This is a genomic window from Betaproteobacteria bacterium (assembly GCA_016713305.1).
Lineage (GTDB): Bacteria > Pseudomonadota > Gammaproteobacteria > Burkholderiales.
This window is the reverse complement of record JADJPK010000031.1, coordinates 374,658-392,949: the sequence shown is the minus strand read 5'-3', so window position 1 is coordinate 392,949 and position 18,292 is coordinate 374,658. Positions and strand designations below refer to the sequence as shown.

General features: G+C 63.8%; 20 protein-coding genes. 14 read left to right on the top strand and 6 right to left on the bottom strand.

Features of this window, described 5'->3' with window-relative positions:
• Positions 1–96: 96 nt before the first annotated feature.
• From IPK20_23380 to purM, 5 genes are all read right to left on the bottom strand, one after another.
• Positions 97–1,404, bottom strand: a complete 1,308-nt coding sequence (locus IPK20_23380) for a mechanosensitive ion channel (protein ID MBK8019324.1) — start codon at positions 1,402–1,404, stop codon at positions 97–99.
• A gap of 22 nt (positions 1,405–1,426) precedes the next feature.
• Positions 1,427–2,647: an RsmB/NOP family class I SAM-dependent RNA methyltransferase gene (locus IPK20_23375; protein MBK8019323.1), complete on the bottom strand. Its 1,221-nt coding sequence runs from the start codon at positions 2,645–2,647 to the stop codon at positions 1,427–1,429.
• 61 nt (positions 2,648–2,708) lie between these two features.
• Positions 2,709–3,494, bottom strand: a complete 786-nt coding sequence (locus tag IPK20_23370) for a DUF3108 domain-containing protein (protein ID MBK8019322.1) — start codon at positions 3,492–3,494, stop codon at positions 2,709–2,711.
• Entirely contained in the window at positions 3,491–4,120 is a 630-nt protein-coding gene (locus IPK20_23365) for a phosphoribosylglycinamide formyltransferase (protein ID MBK8019321.1), read from the bottom strand. The genes IPK20_23370 and IPK20_23365 overlap by 4 nt, the downstream gene beginning before the upstream one ends.
• Positions 4,117–5,166 (bottom strand): phosphoribosylformylglycinamidine cyclo-ligase, encoded by a 1,050-nt coding sequence (purM, locus tag IPK20_23360; GenBank protein MBK8019320.1) that lies wholly within the window; start codon positions 5,164–5,166, stop codon positions 4,117–4,119. Before purM ends, IPK20_23365 begins: the two co-directional genes overlap by 4 nt.
• A gap of 197 nt (positions 5,167–5,363) precedes the next feature.
• Between purM and hda the strand changes: the two genes are divergently transcribed.
• The 6 genes from hda (at position 5,364) to IPK20_23330 (ending at position 10,388) form a co-directional block, all read left to right on the top strand.
• Positions 5,364–6,026, top strand: a complete 663-nt coding sequence (gene hda, locus IPK20_23355; GenBank protein ID MBK8019319.1) for a DnaA regulatory inactivator Hda — start codon at positions 5,364–5,366, stop codon at positions 6,024–6,026.
• A gap of 79 nt (positions 6,027–6,105) precedes the next feature.
• On the top strand, positions 6,106–6,765 hold the full coding sequence (locus IPK20_23350) for an HAD family hydrolase (GenBank protein ID MBK8019318.1): 660 nt from the start codon (positions 6,106–6,108) through the stop codon (positions 6,763–6,765).
• Positions 6,766–6,856: 91 nt separating this feature from the next.
• Positions 6,857–8,260, top strand: a complete 1,404-nt coding sequence (pcnB, locus tag IPK20_23345) for a polynucleotide adenylyltransferase PcnB (GenBank protein ID MBK8019317.1) — start codon at positions 6,857–6,859, stop codon at positions 8,258–8,260.
• 14 nt (positions 8,261–8,274) lie between these two features.
• The gene (folK, locus tag IPK20_23340) at positions 8,275–8,784 is read left to right on the top strand and encodes a 2-amino-4-hydroxy-6-hydroxymethyldihydropteridine diphosphokinase (protein ID MBK8019316.1); all 510 of its coding nucleotides are present in this window, start codon (positions 8,275–8,277) and stop codon (positions 8,782–8,784) included.
• Positions 8,765–9,415: a deoxynucleoside kinase gene (locus tag IPK20_23335; protein ID MBK8019315.1), complete on the top strand. Its 651-nt coding sequence runs from the start codon at positions 8,765–8,767 to the stop codon at positions 9,413–9,415. Before folK ends, IPK20_23335 begins: the two co-directional genes overlap by 20 nt.
• Positions 9,416–9,548: 133 nt before the next feature.
• On the top strand, positions 9,549–10,388 hold the full coding sequence (locus IPK20_23330) for a pantoate--beta-alanine ligase (protein MBK8019314.1): 840 nt from the start codon (positions 9,549–9,551) through the stop codon (positions 10,386–10,388).
• Between the two features lie 118 nt (positions 10,389–10,506).
• On the opposite strand, the gene IPK20_23325 is transcribed toward IPK20_23330, so the two are convergent.
• A complete protein-coding gene (locus IPK20_23325) occupies positions 10,507–10,782 on the bottom strand; it encodes a PEP-CTERM sorting domain-containing protein (GenBank protein MBK8019313.1) in 276 nt (91 codons plus the stop codon).
• Positions 10,783–11,490: 708 nt separating this feature from the next.
• On the opposite strand from IPK20_23325, the gene cysK reads away from it, so the two are divergent.
• From cysK to IPK20_23285, 8 genes are all read left to right on the top strand, one after another.
• A complete protein-coding gene (gene cysK, locus IPK20_23320) occupies positions 11,491–12,423 on the top strand; it encodes a cysteine synthase A (GenBank protein MBK8019312.1) in 933 nt (310 codons plus the stop codon).
• A 259-nt stretch (positions 12,424–12,682) separates the two neighbouring features.
• Positions 12,683–13,078 carry a prepilin-type N-terminal cleavage/methylation domain-containing protein gene (locus IPK20_23315; protein ID MBK8019311.1) on the top strand — a complete coding sequence of 132 codons (396 nt, stop codon included), beginning with the start codon at positions 12,683–12,685 and terminating at the stop codon, positions 13,076–13,078.
• The gene (locus IPK20_23310; protein ID MBK8019310.1) at positions 13,075–13,290 is read left to right on the top strand and encodes a hypothetical protein; all 216 of its coding nucleotides are present in this window, start codon (positions 13,075–13,077) and stop codon (positions 13,288–13,290) included. Before IPK20_23315 ends, IPK20_23310 begins: the two co-directional genes overlap by 4 nt.
• A complete protein-coding gene (locus tag IPK20_23305) occupies positions 13,287–13,643 on the top strand; it encodes a hypothetical protein (protein ID MBK8019309.1) in 357 nt (118 codons plus the stop codon). The genes IPK20_23310 and IPK20_23305 overlap by 4 nt, the downstream gene beginning before the upstream one ends.
• 91 nt (positions 13,644–13,734) lie before the next feature.
• Complete coding sequence (locus IPK20_23300; protein ID MBK8019308.1) at positions 13,735–14,721, top strand: hypothetical protein; 987 nt, start codon at positions 13,735–13,737, stop codon at positions 14,719–14,721.
• 106 nt (positions 14,722–14,827) lie between these two features.
• Positions 14,828–16,252 (top strand): FAD-binding oxidoreductase, encoded by a 1,425-nt coding sequence (locus IPK20_23295; protein MBK8019307.1) that lies wholly within the window; start codon positions 14,828–14,830, stop codon positions 16,250–16,252.
• A 197-nt stretch (positions 16,253–16,449) separates the two neighbouring features.
• Positions 16,450–17,151, top strand: a complete 702-nt coding sequence (locus IPK20_23290; protein ID MBK8019306.1) for an SDR family oxidoreductase — start codon at positions 16,450–16,452, stop codon at positions 17,149–17,151.
• A gap of 61 nt (positions 17,152–17,212) precedes the next feature.
• Positions 17,213–18,289: a mandelate racemase gene (locus tag IPK20_23285; protein MBK8019305.1), complete on the top strand. Its 1,077-nt coding sequence runs from the start codon at positions 17,213–17,215 to the stop codon at positions 18,287–18,289.
• Positions 18,290–18,292 lie beyond the last annotated feature (3 nt).

Genomic DNA, 18,292 nt, shown 5'->3' with positions numbered 1-18,292 from the left:
GACGAAACCGCGCGGATTGTATAGGAACCACTTGAATGACCAAACTGGTCAACACTATCGGCAACTGTGACGCCAACCTTGATCCCGATCAGGGATTTATCGAAGTTTCTGAAGGGGAAGCCGGTTGAATGATCCGGATATCACGTTGCGGATACGGAATTTCAATGCCACGACGGCGAAATTCCTTCCAGACTTCAGGTTGAGGTCCGATCTGAGATTGCCCTTTCCTGCCTCAGGATCGAGGATCCAGACGTAGAACTCCAGATCGATCCCGCTTTCCCCGAAACCTTTCACCAGTGCCACGGGTTCCGGCGACGGGAGAACCCGCGGATGACGGCGGCACACCTCGCGGAGCGCCCCCAGCGCCAGTTCCACGTCTGCCCCGTAGCCGACCTGGACGTTGCCATCCACACGGACGCGGCGGTCGGAGTACGAGTGGTTGACGACGGTGGAGGTAATGACCGTCTCGTTAGGGATGATGTTCTCCGTTCCATCGACGGACTTCACAACGACGTACCGGACGGTCAGCCGGGTGACCTCTCCATACTGGTTGTCTATCGTCACCAGGTCGCCGATCTTCACGGACCGGTCCAGAAGGATGACGAAACCGCTCACGTAGTTGGCGGCGATCTTCTGCAGGCCAAGTCCGAGGCCCACGCCAAGCGCACCCCCGAACACGGAAAGCACCGTGATGTCGATGCCGACGAGCGACAGGCCTAGCAGGACCCCCACCACGATGAATGCTGCGCGCGCGAGCTTCGAGAAGACCACGCGCAGATTGACGTCCATTTGCGGGAGGCTCATCAATCGGCGCTCGACGATTCGTCCCAGCCAAACGGCGCACACCATGGTCACCGCGATCGACAGCGTACCCTCGACGATGTTGAGGAGCGAAATGCCATCCTTGCCCATGGGAAGCCGGACGTCGTGGAGCCACAGGCGGATCCCCGAGAGCACGCCCGCGATATGGAGCACCATCCCCACCCAAACCGTCCAGGCAATGGCACGTTCCGAGGTGCTGACCCAGCTTCCCTTGGGGAACGCATGGCGCAGTGCGTAGACCGCAATCCGTACGATGACGAGCGATGACACCAGCGGGACCACCACATCGAGCAAACGAACGGAACTCAGTGGATCGAGAATCGCCCGTCCGATACCCAGCATCACCCACGCGGCAACGGGAAAGACGATGCGTTCGAGGCCGGCCGCGCCGAACCGCAATGCCTCCTGGTCAGGTTCGGCAGAGAGTCGCGCTTGCTTCAGTCTGAGGCGAACGAACCTGGCGATGATCCAGGCGGCCCCCAGCACGAGCGCGATGATTCCGATCTGCAGCAGGATGGCCGTCGTCTCGAACTCTTCGAGCAATCTGGCAATCAGGTTGTGGGGTTCGAAGGATGAGGTCATGCTCGGAAGTGCGTGGTGGGGCTCAGGCGGTCCTCTCCAAGATCGCCGCAAAGAAACCATCCGTGCCATGTCTGTGCGGGAGCAGACGCAGCGTATCGTCTGTGCCATCCACCGTCACCGCGAACCGCTCGAGAATTGGCCGGACGTCGACCCGCTTCCACCCGGGGGAGCGGGTCAGGAAGTCCGCGACGATCATCTCGTTTTCTTCGGGAAGCAGACTGCAGGTCGCATACACCAGTCTGCCGCCCACCTTGGGCAGGCGAGCCGCAGCCCGCAGAATCGCACCCTGCTTTACCGTGAGTTCCACCACTCCCGGTTCGTCGATCCGCCACTTGAGATCTGGGTTCCGCCGCAGTGTCCCTGTGCCGCTGCAGGGAGCGTCGACGAGAACGCTGTCGATCTTGCCGGCCAGTCGTTTCACCCGCACATCGTTCTCGGAATCGATGAGCTGTGGGTGAACATTGGAGAGGCCGGACCGCTTGAGTCTCGGTTTGAGATTGGCGAGTCTTCGCTCCGAAGTGTCGAACGCGTAGATGCGTCCCTCCGAACGCATCATCGCGCCCAGCGCGAGCGTCTTTCCCCCGGCGCCCGCGCAAAAGTCGACGATCATCTGGCCGCGTCTCGGTTCGGCCAACAGGGCGACAAGCTGGCTTCCCTCGTCCTGAACTTCCACATGGCCGCTCTTGAACAGGATGTGACGCTCCAGCGAGGGCTTGCCTCGCAGCCGCACGCCGGTAGGTGAAATTGCGGTGGCCGAAGCTTCGATCCCGCTGGCGCGAAGCGTGGCGATCGTCTCGTCCCGACGCGCAAGCAGTGTGTTGACCCTGAGATCGAGAGGCGCGGGTTCGAGCAGCGAAAGTCCGATGCGTTCCGTCTCTTCCGCGCCGTACACCACCAGCAGACGAGCATAGAGCCATTCCGGCAGAGACAGCCGTGTGTGGGGGGGCAGTGCAGCACTGCGCTCCTTGATCGATGCAAGCCAGGCACCCTCGTCCGTTCTCAGGTGAGGTTGCAGGGCTCGCACGTGTCTGCCGAACAGCAGCACGAGCGCGCTCAAGACCACCTTTCGAGGTGATCGTGATTGCGCCAGGAACTCCAGTCGTCCCAGATGCCGCAACACGGCAAACACCGTGTCGGCGACGAACGCCCGGTCGCGACCACCCACCTGGGGATTGGCGCGGAACCAGGCCCTTATCGCGGCGTCTGCGGGACGGTCCAGCCGGAGGAGGACCGCAGTCGCCATCACGGCGGCATCTAGCTGCGCTCGCGTCAGTTCCAATCGATACTCCCGACGAAGAAAGGCATCAGCGGGTCTTGAAGTCCAGCCGAGTCACGTTCGAATCGAACGCAGTGCCGTCCTTTTCCACGATTCGTATGCGTACCGGAAGCCGGTGGTGATCGAGGGAAAGCCAGAACTCGAATCCTCTCCTGTCGTCGCCCCGCTGAATCTTCCGGTAATGAAGCGTGTCGAGGGCGCCAAGCTTCGTCTTGATCTTTTCCTCGCCCACGAAGCCCACCTCGTAGGCAGTGAGCCGGCGTCCATCGGTCACGTGCACATTGAACTTTCCGGTACGAGGAGCCTCCACGAACACGAACGCGTACGGCAGGCTCGTCTGATCCAGCACGAACTCGGGAAGATCGACCGTTTCCGACTCCTCCCCTTCCGAGAGCTTCAGCTTTCCCGCTTCCCAGTCGAATGTGGCGGTCTTGGGGCGCTTCCCCGTGCGCTCTTGCCGGAAGTACAGCGGGCGAATCCCATGACCTGTTACCAAGCCCCGGCTCTCGCGCTTTTCATCCACCCGCTTGAGGGCGCGCGCCAGACCTGCTGTCCGGGCTTCGCTCACTACACGGTAGCGATCGCCGTCGTGCTCGAAACTGTCGCGCCCTTCGCCGACGGTGATCCCGCTCATCTCCACACTGATCGTCATCTCGACGCGCAGAGGAGCTGTTTCGACCAGCTTGAATCGTTCGGCGATCACATCCACCGCGGGAACCGAAACGCTGTCTTCGGAGTCGGCAGCCTTGACCGGGTGAAGAAGGATCTGCGACAGGGCCGTGGCGGCAATAGCGAGCAGGAGGCGTATCGTCATGAGGCGTCCGGAACGCGGAGTGCGTCGAGGGAGACCTGTCCTTCAACGAGAGATACGCGCAATCCGTTCACGCGGAGTCTGCCGGCAAGGAACCACCTTACCGCAGAAGGAAGAAGACGATGTTCCTGCTCCAGTACCCGGGCTGCAAGCACGTCTTCGCTGTCGTCATCGCGCACCGGGACAGCTGCCTGGGCAATGATGGGACCGTGGTCCAGCGCCTCGGTCACGAAATGAACCGTGCAGCCGTGGATCTTCGAGCCGGCTTCCAGCGCACGCCGGTGCGTGTCCAGCCCCGGAAACGCAGGCAGGAGAGACGGATGGATATTCATGAGTCTCCCGGCCAGGGGCCCGACGAACCGGCTTGTCAGCACGCGCATGAAGCCGGCCAGCACGACCAGATCGGGCCGGTACGAAAGCACGTGCTCCAGCAAGGCGGAATCGAACGATTCGCGATCCGGAAATTGCCGATGATCCACGACGTCCGTCGGAAGGCCTCGTGCCTGTGCCGCGGTCAGACCCTTGGCATCCGGACGATTGCTGACGACCGCCACAACTGGCAACCCTGCCTCGAGGAGCGCCTGCATGTTGCTGCCTCGGCCGGAGATGAGAACGACGACGCGATTCATCGAACGATGGTCTGCGGCTCGTTGCCCGACCGGGCGTGTATCGCGCCAGCGACCCACGCCGTTTCTCCTGCAGCACGCAGAATCGACACGGTCCGGTCGGCATCCGCCGCCGCGACGACCAGCACCAGGCCGATTCCGCAGTTGAAGACGCGATGCATCTCGCCATCGGCGATATGCCCCATCTCCTGCAACCAGCCGAAGATCGGCGGGAGCGGCCAGCTCGACCGGTCGAGTTCCGCCCTTGTGCTCTCGGGAAGCACCCGCGGAATGTTCTCCACCAGGCCGCCTCCCGTGATGTGGGCGATGCCTTTGACCGGAACCTGCGTCAGGAGGCCAAGAACGGGTTTCACATAGATTCTCGTCGGCGCGAGTAGCGACTCGCCCAGAGTAGAGTCGCCGAACGGGCTGTGCAGGTCGGCCTTGGCGACGTCCACAACGCGCCTGACGAGTGAGTATCCGTTGGAGTGGGGACCGCTGGAAGCCAGTGCGACGATGGCATCACCCGTTGTGATGTCCCTGCCGTCGATGATCCGGCTTTTCTCCACGGCACCTACCGCAAAGCCCGCCAGGTCGTACTCGCCATCGGGATACATGCTCGGCATCTCGGCGGTCTCTCCGCCGATGAGCGCACATCCGGCTTGGCGGCATCCCTCGGCAATTCCACCGACCACCGCTGCGGCCGTGTCGACATGCAGACGCCCACAGGCGAAATAGTCGAGGAAGAAGAGCGGTTCCGCGCCTTGAACGAGGATGTCGTTCACGCTCATCGCCACCAGATCGATGCCGACAGTGTCGTGACGGTCGAGTTCGAATGCCAGTTTCAGCTTCGTGCCCACACCGTCGGTGCCGGACACGAGCACGGGTTCCCGGAAGCGCCTGGGCACCTCGAACAGTGCACCGAATCCCCCGATACCCGCCAGAACTCCTTCGCGGAGGGTGGAACGTGCCATGGGTTTGATGCGTTCGACCAGTGCGTCACCGGCATCGATGTCCACGCCGGCGTCGCGATACGTCATGCCGGGCTTGCCGGCGTCGGGTTGGGTCATTGCTGTTCTGCTCGAGATGATTGCCTTGCGGCCGTGTTTCGTTCCGGCTGGGCCGTCAGACGGAACTTGCCGGAGCAGCGGTTCTGGCGGCGCCCCCACGCCCCCTCGTGATGTCGCCGGCAGCCATGCCAGGACTGCGGGCCGTGGATTCTACCGGATCGCCTTGAAATGCCGGGCGGATTTGTATAATCGCCCGCATGAAGCAGCTCGCCTTGGGAATCGGTCTCGATGCGGAACTCGGGCTCGACGATTCCGTCGCCGGGCGCAACGTCGAATTGCACCAGATACTCCGCCACATGCTGGCCGGGACCGGTCCGGAGCGGTTGGTCTATGTCTGGGGGGCTCCCGGCAGCGGGCGTACCCACACGCTCCGGGCGTGCGAAGTCGAGGGCCGGCGCGGCGGCCAGACAGTCCATCGCTGGGATGGCCGTTCGAGTGTGCCTTCGGGGGCATCCCTCTTTCTTGTTGACGACGTCGATCGCCTGGGTGCATCGGAGCAGATCGAACTCTTCCACGAAATCAACCGGATCCGCGACGCAGGGTGCGGACGGATGGTCGTTGCAGGAAGCACCCCACCTGCCTCTCTCGAGCTCAGGGAGGACCTCCGTACGAGGCTGGGAGCCGGGCTGGTGTTCCAGCTTCATCCCCTCACGGACGAACAGAAGACTGTCGCGCTGTCGCGCCACGCCCGGGCACGGGGCCTGGACATGCCCGAGGATGTGGCGAGGTACTTGCTCACCCACTCGGACCGGGATCTGCGCGCACTGCTGCAGACTTTGGACCGACTGGATCGGGGAGCACTGGAAAGGCAGCGGCCGCTCACTCTGCCGCTGCTTCGGGACGTGCTTCGGGAGATCTGAGCACGCCCTGCCCTGACTCGGCAGCCCCGGAACACGCGCCGCCGAACGCCTTACTGCGAAACAATCTCAGGCTACCGACATGAAACTCGCACTTTTCGACCTCGACAACACCCTGCTTGCCGGCGACAGCGACTTCGAGTGGGCTCAGTACCTCATCTCGCGGGGCGTCCTGGACCGCGAAGTGTACGAGGCACGCAACCTGGAGTTCTACGAACAGTACCGGGCAGGCACCCTCGACATCCATGAATTCCTAGATTTCCAGTTGAAGCCCCTGGCCCGGCACCCGAGGCACCAGCTCGAGGTCTGGCGTGCCGACTACCTGAAGAACAAGATCATGCCTATGATCAGCCGGAAGGCGCGAGATCTCGTCGAGAGCCATTCCCAGGATGCGCGAGCGGTCGTCACCGCCACCAACAGCTTCGTCACCCGGCCTATCGCCCGCGAGTTCGGCATCGAGAATCTGGTGGCGACGGACCCGGCCGAGAATGAGAAGGGTGAGTTCACCGGTGGGGTCGCAGGACTGCCGGCATTCCGGGAAGGCAAGGTCGCCCGGGTGGAGCAGTGGCTGGCGGAACGCGGCCTTGGCTGGAACTCGTTCCGGGAGACGTGGTTCTACAGCGACTCCCTGAACGACCTTCCCTTGCTGTCGAAGGTTACGCACCCGGTTGCCGTGGACCCGGACGAGACGCTGAAGGAACATGCCGTGGCGCATGGCTGGGAGATCATCAGTCTGAGATAGGGCCGGAATGACGTCGGGGGTTGGCGACGCGCACCCGTATAATCCAGATGCATCCAGCGCATCCGCCGCTTCGCCATCACCCCGGGAACGCATGATCAGGAAGTTCATCCAGAAGGTCTTCTTCAAACGCGGCAGCGCGTCCGCGCGGCATGGGACTCAACCGAGGACGACTCCCGAGGTGATCCCCGTGGCGCAACACGGAGTGAGGCAAGGTTCGATCAGTCACGGCGCTCGCCGGACCACCGAGATGCTCCAGGCGCAGGGATACAAGGCCTACGTCGTGGGAGGCGCGGTGCGCGATCTCATGCTGAGCCGTACGCCCAAGGACTACGACGTCGCAACGGATGCGACCCCCGAACAGGTCCACGCCGTGTTCAGGCGCTCGCGGATCATCGGCCGGCGTTTTCGTCTCGTTCACGTCATGTTCGGCCAGGAGACGGTGGAGGTGTCCACTTTCCGGGCATTGCAGGGCGCGGAAGGCGACATCGATCAGGTGAAGGATGCCAACGGACGGTTGCTGCGGGACAACGTATTCGGTTCACAGGCCGAAGATGCGCTCCGCCGCGATTTCACAGTCAATGCGCTCTACTACGATCCGTCCACCGAGGAAGTGCTCGATTACTGTGGCGGTGCACAGGATGTCGCAGCCCGCACCCTGAGGATCATCGGTGATCCCGTCGAACGTTATCGCGAGGATCCCGTGCGTATGCTGCGTGCGGTCCGTCTGGCGGCGAAGCTCGGTCTGGACATCGACATGGCCACCCGCGCCCCCATCCAGGCCATGGCACCGCTCATCCAGAACGTTCCGCCCGCAAGGCTGTTCGAGGAAATGCTGAAGCTCCTCCTGTCCGGTCATGCGGTGGCGTGTGTCGGCCGGCTCCGGAGCGAAGGATTGCATCACGGCCTGCTTCCCATGCTGGACGTGATCCTCGAGCAACCGTTGGGCGAGCGGTTCGTGACCCTCGCCCTGCAACGAACGGACGAGCGCATCCTCGCAGACAAGAGCGTGTCGCCAGGATTCCTGTTCGCGGCACTGCTGTGGCACGAGGTGCTCACGGCCTGGAATGCAGCCAAGGAACGCGGCGTTCCCCCGGTTCCGGCCATGCACGATGCAATGGATCAGGTGCTGTCGGTGCAGGCGGAGAAGATCGCGATTCCCCGGCGGTTCGGGACGGACATGAAGGAGATATGGATGCTTCAATGGCGCCTCGAGCAGCGATCGGGGCGCCGTCCGTATCGCGTGCTCGAGAATCCGAAGTTCCGTGCGGGCTACGACTTCCTCATGCTCCGTTGCGAGAGCGGCGAACTGGAAATGGAGGTGGGCGAGTGGTGGACACGCTTCCAGCACGCCTCCGAGGCGGAACGGGCGGAGCTCATCGCTCTGGCGGATCGGGCGCCTGCTGCCAAGCGCCGTCGTCGGCGCCGGACCGGCCGGAAGAAGGAGGATTCTCCCGCGGACTACGCCGGAGATCCGCATCCGGTCGAGGGCAGTTGAGAACGATGTCCGGCATGTGGCATCCGGTCGTCGATGCTTACGTGGGCTTGGGTTCCAACCTGCAGCACCCCGAGTCGCAGTTGCAGACGGCGATCGCAGCGCTCCACCGGTTGCCGGGTACCTCCGTCGATGCCATCTCGCATTTCTACCGCACCGCACCGGTCGACCTCATTCACCAGCCCGATTTCCTGAACGCCGTCGTACGGTTGCGAACTGCGCTCCCCCCTCGACCGCTTCTGGACGCACTCCTTGCCATCGAGCAGTCTCAGGGTCGCATCCGATCGGTTCCGAACGGGCCCCGCACCTTGGATCTCGACCTTCTGATGCATGCGGACCTCCGGGTGGACGAACCGGGGCTCGTGCTTCCCCACCCGAGAATGCTGTCCAGGGCGTTCGTCATGGTTCCCCTCGGTGACGTCGCCCCTGATCTCAGCCTCCCTGGCGGGGTCACGGTACGTGATCTGGCAGCCCGGCTGGCCAGCGAACAACGGATCGAAAGAGCGAATGCAGACGTCCTGGCCTGATCGCCTGCGCTACGTGGTCGTGGAGGGGCCCATCGGTGCCGGAAAGACCAGTCTTGCGCGGCGCCTCGCGGCAGAGATCGACGGCGATGTCCTGCTCGAGGATCCCGAGTCGAATCCGTTCCTGCGCAGTTTCTACGAAGACCCCGAACGCCACGCGCTCCCGGCGCAGCTCTTCTTCCTGTTTCAGCGCGTCGATCAGGTACGTGCCCTGAAGCAGGGAGACCTGTTCAAGGGAGTGACGATTGCCGACTTCTTTTTCGACAAGGATCCGCTTTTCGCCGAACTTACACTGGCCGACGACGAGCTTGCCTTGTATCGCAAGATCTACGAGCACCTTTCTCCGCAGGCGCCGACGCCCGATCTGGTGATCTACCTGCAGGCGTCGCCCAGGGTGCTCGCGGACCGCGTCCGGCGACGCGGAGTGGGTTACGAAAAGAATCTGTCCGAAGCCTATCTGGCCAGGCTCTCGGAAACCTACAGCCGCTTTTTTCACGAGTACAGCGACGCACCCGTTCTCGTCGTCAACAGCGAACGTCTGAACTTTGTTGATCGCGCCGAAGACTTTGCGCTATTGTTGCGCCGCATCACGCAGATGCGCGGGGCTCGGGAGTATTTCAACCTGGGTGCCTGAACGGGGAAGTCCGGTGTGCTCGCCGGTCGGATCCGAATAACAAGCGACTCGTTCCTTCACGGAGGACACACCGATGTTCCACGCGGTGACCCCCAGGGCGTTCGGCGCCCGATCCCGTCTCGCCTGATCCGTCATGGCACTCGAAATCATTCGAACCGTTGCGGCATTGCGCGCTCGCCTCGCCCAGGAGACCGGCGTGGCCTGTGTTCCGACGATGGGCAACATTCACGACGGTCACCTTCGCCTCGTGGGGCTGGCCCGCGAACGCGCTCCGCTGGTGGTCACCACGATCTTCGTCAATCGCCTTCAGTTCGGACAAGGCGAGGACTTCGAGCGCTATCCACGCACCTTCGAGGACGACTGCAGCAAACTGGACGCCGCGGGGTGCACCATCGTTTTCCACCCTGACGAAGGCCAGATGTATCCGGAGCCGCAGGTCTTCATGGTCGATCCGCCGCCCATTGCGAACAAACTGGAAGGCCGGTTCCGCCAGGGGCATTTCCGTGGCGTGGCCACAGTCGTGCTGAAGTTGTTCAACATCGTCCAGCCTCAGTGTGCCGTCTTCGGAAAGAAGGACTATCAGCAACTGCACATCGTGAGGCACATGGTCTCGCAGCTGTCGCTTCCCCTGGAGATCGTGGCGGCCGAGACCTTCAGAGCCGCAGACGGACTTGCCCTGTCGTCCCGCAACCGCTATCTCAGTGAATCCGAGCGCGCCGGGGCTCCCCGGCTGCACGAGGCGCTTGCCCAGGTGCGTACTGCAGTGGAGGCGGGGGACCGCAACTTCGAAGCGCTCGAGTTTGCCGCTGATGCCTTGCTGGCACGCCACGGCTGGCACGTCGACTACGTGGTGGTGCGCAGTCGCCGCACCCTCATGCAGCCGACCGCGGACGAACGGGAACTCGTTGTGCTGGGCGCCGCCAAGCTCGGTGCGACGCGTCTCATCGACAATCTGGAAATCCTTGCTCCCTGAACACCGCGGGGACCGCGAGGCTTCTTCTCGTGGTCCCCTTACCGGTGCCCTCTTGCCAGCGCCGTGCCCCCCGGTCACGTACGCTGGATGCTCATCCGAGCACAAGAGTCGTGCTCTTTCAGTTTCCGCGAGCCCGGCGTCGTCTCGACAGTGCCACGCATCCGAGACCCAGTCCCAGCAGCGCGTAAGTGCCGGGTTCGGGAACGGGTGGTGCGACGAGGCCATTCGCCGTCATGGGGCTCGTGTTGGTCATGCCGGGCGTACCGAAATCGCCGAGTCCGTACGTGGAACCGGCAGGCACATAGTTGCCTTGCGTGAGGCTCGGGAGATTCGCTGTCTTCATCTCTAGGCTCTTGCCCGAGGGCGCAGACGTCCACGAGATCTGAGCGAGCATGTCTCCCGCGGGATTCGAGATCCGCAGGAAGTCCGCGGTATTCCCGAACGACAGGGCCGTTCCCCAGGCGTAGTCGACAGTGACGCCGCCGTTGGTCGCGGGGTTGGCGTTCCGGCCGAGCACGAAGTAGTCGCCCGGCTGGATGGACGAAGCCCCGTGAACGGTGAAGCTTTCGAGAGAACTTCCGGTCTGACTCTCCACCACCAGGCCGTTCGGATCGATTTCCATGGCGAACGGGTTGTACATCTCGAACCACTCGCCGTTGGCATCGCTCACCTTGGTGGGATCGATCATCAGTTCGGTGACGAGGACCTGGCCGGCTTGCAGCGTGTCGGCCGTCAATGCCGCCATGGCACATGGGGCAGCCAACGAGGTGAGAAGTGCCCCTGTCACGCAGGCCGTGGCGGTCATGCTGTTGCGGGATCTTGCAGTCATCATCTTCGTGCGTCTCCTTGTTCTGTTGAGGTGGCTTGTCGTCGCCGCGTCGACATCCGCTCCGGCGCCTGGGCTGCATCGATGCGCGATCGACGGGGCGAAACTTAAGCGCCTGGAACCCGGCGCGGCACTGGCAAGCGCGCCGTAGCGGAATCCGATACCGTGCGCAGCACATCCGCACACGGGCCGGCGGTGCTTCACCGGACATGCGTTGACCGCAGGTTTTCGTCAGAATGCGGTTCCATCGCCACTGTCATGCAGCAAGGAGTTGCCATGAAGATCGCCTCAAACGTCACCGAACTCGTCGGCAATACGCCGCTCGTGCGCCTGAACCGGGTCGCCGCCGGTTGCCACGCGGAGGTCGTTGCAAAGCTCGAATTCTTCAATCCTGCGCACAGCGTCAAGGACAGGATCGGCGTTGCCATGATCGATGCCGCGGAACGAGCGGGTTTGATCCGTCCCGACACGGTCATTCTCGAGCCCACCAGCGGCAACACCGGAATCGCGCTCGCTTTCGTATGCGCCGCCCGCGGCTACAAGCTCGCGATCGTGATGCCCGAAACGATGAGCAAGGAGCGGCGGGCGCTGCTGCGGGCCTATGGTGCCGAACTGATCCTCACGCCAGGATCGGAGGGGATGGGTGGAGCGATCCGCAGGGCCGAGGAGATGGCCGCGGCGGATTCTCGTTACTTCATTCCCCAGCAATTCGCCAACGCGGCCAATCCCGAGATCCACCGCCGTACCACTGCCGAGGAGATCTGGCGCGACACGGACGGCAAGGCGGATGTCCTTGTGTCGGGCATCGGCACCGGAGGGACGATCACGGGTGTGGGCGAGGTGCTGAAGGCCCGCAAGCCGTCGTTTCGTTGCGTTGCGGTCGAACCGGATGCGTCACCCGTGCTCTCGGGAGGGAACAAGGGGCCTCACCCCATACAGGGAATCGGTGCGGGGTTCGTGCCCCAGATCCTCAACACGTCCGTCTACGATGAAGTGGTGCGCGTGACCAATGACGATGCTTTCGCCACTGCGCGAAGGATGGCCACGGAAGAAGGTCTGCTGGTGGGTATTTCGTCCGGCGCGGCTACCTGGGCCGCTCTCACCGTCGCCAGGCGCCCGGAGAGCGCGGGCAAGCTGATCGTCGTCATCATTCCCTCGTTCGGCGAGCGGTACATCAGCACCAAGCTGTTCGAGGGTCTGCTGGATTGAACTCGAGGAACGGTCACCCCGGCAATTCGATGGGTGACACCGGGAGAGGAACGCGCAAGGTTGGAACAGCCTGTTGCCGGCCGGCAAATCCGGACTGAAGCCAGTAGGGGCGTGACCGGGTGACCTGACCGTATCGAACGGGACGCCGAGCCCTGGCCAAGTCTGCTGGCGGGATCCTGACTCCAGGCGCGCAGGAAGCCTCAAGCCCCGCCGATTCGTGACGTCAACGGGGAGACTGGAAAATCACGCAGATGTTCCCATGGACCGGCGCAACGGATTTACCCTGATCGAACTGGTGACGGTGATCGTCATCCTCGGCGTCCTGGCGGCCGTGGCCCTGCCGAAGTTCCTGAACATGCGGGCCGAAGCCAAGTTCACTGTCATCAAGGGCGTTTACACGGCGGCCAACGCTTCCGCGCAGTTGAACTTTGCGGCGGCCAGGGTCGGAAGAGCGGGAATCACGCCTATCGTGGACGGGGCAACGCTGCTGTCGAAGCTGGATTCGCAGACTCAGAGCTCCTGGTTCGCCCCCGGGGGACCCTACATGTGGGAGCCCGATTCGGAGTACGGTATCGAAGTCGCGACTCCGGAATCGAGCTCCACGCCGGCCGTTCTTGCCATCGTGGACAGCAACACGGACAGACTGTATCCATGACCCGGACCGGGACCTGCCTGTCCATTGGCGATTCAGTGTTCAATCCGTGGGCCGACAACAGCCGGGAGACCGTCGCTGGGTTCAAGGATGCGCAGGGGGCGTGGTGGGTGAGCCAGGGTTTCGAAACACTGGATTGCGATTTGCGACGTTCCGGCGACCAGCCACTCGAGGCGGCCACGGGTGCGATCGGGCAGGAGTGCGGCCTTTCATGATTCGCCCCAGCGACGTGCAGGCTGGCATGACCGCCGTGGCGTCGGGCGTGATTCTCTGGCTCGCCGCGTCCGTGCTGACCGACAGGCGCGAACCATGGGACTCTTCCTTGTACTGGGTCGTCGTGTACCCGCTGGGACTTCTGTTGAGTGCGCTCCTCGGATATCGCCATCCCCACCAGCCCTGGCGATGGGTCCTCTTGCTCTTCCAGACGCAGGGTGTCTGCATGGCCTTGAAAGCGGGCGATCCGGGCAACCTGTGGTTGCCTGCGGCGATCCTGCTTGCGTTTCTCGCCCTGCCGGGCATGCTGCTCGCGAAGATCGTGGGCCGGCGATTGTCTCGAAAGGACATCTGATGATGGTGCAGCGGTTCGACGATTGTCCGGAAATGCTGGTCATTCCACATCGCGGCCGTCCCGAATCGGCGGGTGGGCCTATCCGGTGACGTTGCGTTTCAAGCTCGTCATGCTCGCAGTCGCCGCCGCGTTCGCGGCGGGCGTCATGGCATGGCAGATACAAGCGGGGACCTCCCGTCCGTCGTGGCTCGTTCACGCCTGGGTGATCGGCGCACTGATCGTACTCTGGCATCACGCCGTATTGCGCCAGCCGTCGGTGCGCAAGTTCCAGGGGAGGGATCTACCGACGTCGCCGTGGCTCCGGTCCCGGGTCCGGCATGCGCTCGCCGTCTTCTCGCTTCCCATGCTGGTGTCGCTCATCTGGGCCTATCTATGGGTTGCCGGATCGGCGCTTCCCCACCATCGGACGGGGCGGCAGATCATCGGACTCACGGGTATCGCCTGGGTGGTCTGTCTGGTCATGTATCTGCGTTCTCCCAGGCCGGACGTTTCCGATGCTCTTCCGCCTCATGCAGGGGCGTCTCCGGAAGTGCTGGAGGTGGGCTACTCCCGCGGATTCGGTTGGGCATTCCTGACGGTGATCGCTGCCGTCACGGTATGGCTCTCGCTGAACGTGTTCATCGGAATCTTCGGCAATGTTCTGACCCAGATCGCCGGTGTGACCGCAATCCTCGTCTGGCTGCCGTACTTTCTCATCGCTGCGAAATCGGGAATTCGTGCCGTGCTCACATCGGGGCCGGTGCTGGTCGTGGACGAACACGGGATCACGGACAACCGGCGTGAACCATCGTTTGCGTCGTGGGAGGACATCCACGATGTCCATCTGGGCGTGGGAGGCCGCTACTACACGCTCTGCATCCGGTTTCGCAGCGGAGTGACGGCGCGGCAGTACGTCGGCCGGTTCTTCCGGCTGCGCCAGATGGTGATGCGCTTCTACGTGCTTGGGGACTGGAATCTGAGTCTGTGGCTCCTGGGACGCTCGAGGACCGATATCTTCCACGCAGCGCAGATGCACCGGCGGGCGTACATCGCACGCAAGGTCATCCGGCGGCCCCCTCCCCATCCCGCTGGCGTCTGACACGTAGGACGTACCAGGGTGCTCTCCTGCGCTGCCTCCTGTGAGTGACAATGTCGGTATCCGTCACCTTCCCGCGGCCGTGCAGGCTGATTTCTCCCGGACACGCATGAACGAAACCGACCATCTCATTCACCGGCTGCGCTCCATTCTTGCGCCCGGCGATCTGCTGACCGACCCGGCCGATCTCGAACCCTTCCTCGTGGACTGGCGCAGGCGCCTTCGCGGCGACGCCCTCTGTGTGGCGCTCCCGCGGACGACGGGCGAAGTGTCCGACGTTGTGCGTACGTGTGTCGAAGCGGGCGTCGCGATCGTCCCGCAGGGCGGCAATACCGGACTCTGCGGGGGCGCCACACCTCAGGCGGGCGACACGCCGGTTGTCGTGAGTCTCAAGCGAATGAACCGGGTCCGGTCCGTCGACAAGGACAACAACACCATCACGGTCGAAGCCGGGTGCATTCTCGAGCAGGTGCAGCAGGCCGCCGAGGAAGCCGGGCGGCTGTTCCCCTTGAGCCTCGGCGCCGAAGGCAGTTGCATGATCGGCGGCAACTTGTCCACCAACGCGGGCGGGGTGCATGTCCTGCGCTACGGCAACACGCGCGACCTCACGCTCGGACTCGAGGTCGTGCTGCCTGACGGGCGGGTGTGGAACGGCCTCAGGGCCTTGCGCAAGGACAATACGGGCTACGATCTGAAGCAGCTTTTCGTCGGAGGCGAAGGCACGCTCGGCATCATCACCGCAGCGGTCCTCAAGCTCTTCCCCCAACCGAAGGCGAACGTGACGGCGTGGGTAGGCCTGCCCGATCCCGGAGCGGCTGTGCAGTTGCTGGGTGCGGCGCAGGAAGCGCTCGGCGCGAGGCTCACGGCGTTCGAACTGATCGCCGATCTCCCGCTCGCGCTCGCGCTCAGGCACATCGAAGGCACCCAGTCCCCTCTGGCCGCCCCCCATCCCTGGCACGTGCTGATCGAAGCCACCGACTCGGACGATGAAGCGGCATTGCAGACGAGGGTCCTCGCTCTGCTCGAGCGCCAGTTGGAGGCAGGCATCTTGAGCGACGCGGTGGTTGCGCAGAATGTCGCGCAGGCGCGGAGCTTCTGGCATCTGCGGGAGCACATTCCCGAAGCGCAGACCCGTGCGGGCTACAGCATCAAGCACGACATCTCCGTGCCGATCTCGCAGATTCCGGAGTTTCTGCTTGAGGGCGAGCGTGCGCTTGTCGGGCTCGTTCCCGGTATACGCATCGTTCCCTTCGGCCACCTCGGCGACGGCAATCTTCACTACAACATGACACGCCCCGAAAACTGGACCGATGAAGCTTTCTCGCAGCAAACGGGCGCGGTCAACGGTGTCGTGCACGAACTGGTGCACCGCTTCGACGGAAGCATCAGCGCGGAACACGGTCTGGGACAGGTCAAGCGGGATGAGGCTGCGCGCTACAAGAGCGAAGTGGAACTCGATCTGATGCGCGCGCTGAAGCGGGCATTCGATCCGGCATTGTTGATGAACCCCGGCAAGGTACTACGTCTGCCCTGATCGTTACGGCCTGCCTGCCGGCCAGGGGCGCGATCGTGCAGGATCCGTTCATCGGGACCTGGCCCCGCGCCACTGAGCCGAAGGTTGCACCACGGCATCGATCCTCGATACGATCCTCCACACTTGCAGCCAGCCTCGAACAATCGTCGGCCCGGCGCCCGTCCGCGATCGTGCCGCATCAGTTTCCGGAGAAACCCATGAGTGAGAACAACATCGCCGTCGTGATCGGCGGCGGCACCGGCATCGGCCGGGCGACTGCGGAGGTACTGGTCGAGAAGGGCTGGATCGTCCACTGCTACGGCCGTGATCGCGATGCTCAGTGGCCCGAGGTGTTGCGGTTCAGTTCGCTCGATGTCACCGACGACCAGGCGCTGGCCGCCGTGGCCGGGACGCATCCGGTGGTGCATGCGCTCGTGAATTCGGCCGGGATCATTCTTCACAACGGGCAGGAGTTCGCGGGCGAGGGGTTCCGCCGCGTGATCGACGTCAATCTGATCGGCACCGAGCGCGCTTCGGTACTGTTCCGGCCGGCACTTGCCGCCGGGCGCGGCGCCATTGTGAACGTGGCGTCGGTATGGAGTTCGTTCGGCTCGCAGCGCAATCCCGCCTACTCGGCGAGCAAGGGTGCCGTGGTCTCGCTCACGAGATCGCATGCGGTGGCGTTCGCGGCCGAGGGAGTGCGGGTCAACGCCGTGGCGCCGGGCTGGATCGAAACGCAGCTCTCGTCGGGTGCCCGGACCGATCCGGTGCGCAATGCCGCCATCACGCAGCGCATACCGCTCGGGCGATGGGGCGATCCTCGCGATGTCGCGGATGTCATCGCGTTCCTGGTGTCGGACGAGGCCCGCTACGTGACCGGCGCGGTGCTCCCCGTCGACGGCGGCTACTGCGTCGCGTGATCCGTACGCCGGATCAGGTCACTGTCGCAGATCGGCACCCATTTTGGAGGAGTAGATGCTCATGAAGATCGAATCGATTCGGACCACGCCTGTCCTGGCTCCGCTTCCCTGTCCCCTGGTGACCGCCTCCGGGCGCATCGAACAGTTTCCGCTGGTGATCATCGACGTGATCACGGACACCGGGATCGTCGGCCGGTCGTACACGGATACATACTTGAAGGAACTCCTTCCTGCGCTCGATCGCACGATCGCAGGTCTGGGGACGCTGATTGCCGGCATGCCGGTGGCGCCCCGCGATGTCTTCTCGTTTCTCAATCGGCGTTGCCGTCTGATGGGCATGAAGAATCTGGTGGGTGTCGCCATCGGCGGCCTCGACATGGCCATCTGGGATGCATGGTCGCAGGCGCAGAATGTGCCCCTGGTTCGCGCCCTCGGCGGCTCGCCCCGGCCCGTGCGTGCATACAACAGCCTGGGCCTCTACGACGCGAAGACCGTCGTGGCGGTGGCGGAGGAGACCAACGCCGCCGGATACGCCGGCATGAAGGTCAAGGCCGGCTTCCCCAGGTTCGCGGAGGACCTCGCTTGCGTGCGCGCGGCCCGCAAGGCGTTGCGGGCCGACGTGGCGCTGATGATCGACTACAACCAGTCTCTCGACCCGGTGGAAGCGATGGCACGGTGCCGCGCGCTGGACGGCGAAGGCCTCGAATGGATCGAGGAGCCGGTGATCGCGGACGATTTCGAGAGTTGTGCCCGCATTGCGGCCGCCGTCGCCACTCCCATCCAGATCGGCGAGAACTTCAACGGGCCTGGCGAGATGCGGGCCGCCATTGCGGCGAACGCCATGGATCTGGTCATGCCTGACGCCCAGTTCATCCATGGGGTGAGCGGCTGGCTGGAGGCTGCGGCGCTGGCCCGCAGCGCAGGCATTCCGATGTCGTCCCATCTTTTTCCGGAGGCGAGCGCTCATCTTCTGAGCGTCACCCCCACGGCGCATTGGCTGGAAGTCATGGATGTCGCGGGCGGACTGCGGCGCTCGCCTTTGCCCATTGTCGATGGCTGCGTCACTGCGCCCGAAGCGCCGGGGCTCGGGATCGATTGGGACGACGACGCCATCGCGCGTCACCGCGTCACCTTCTGAGGG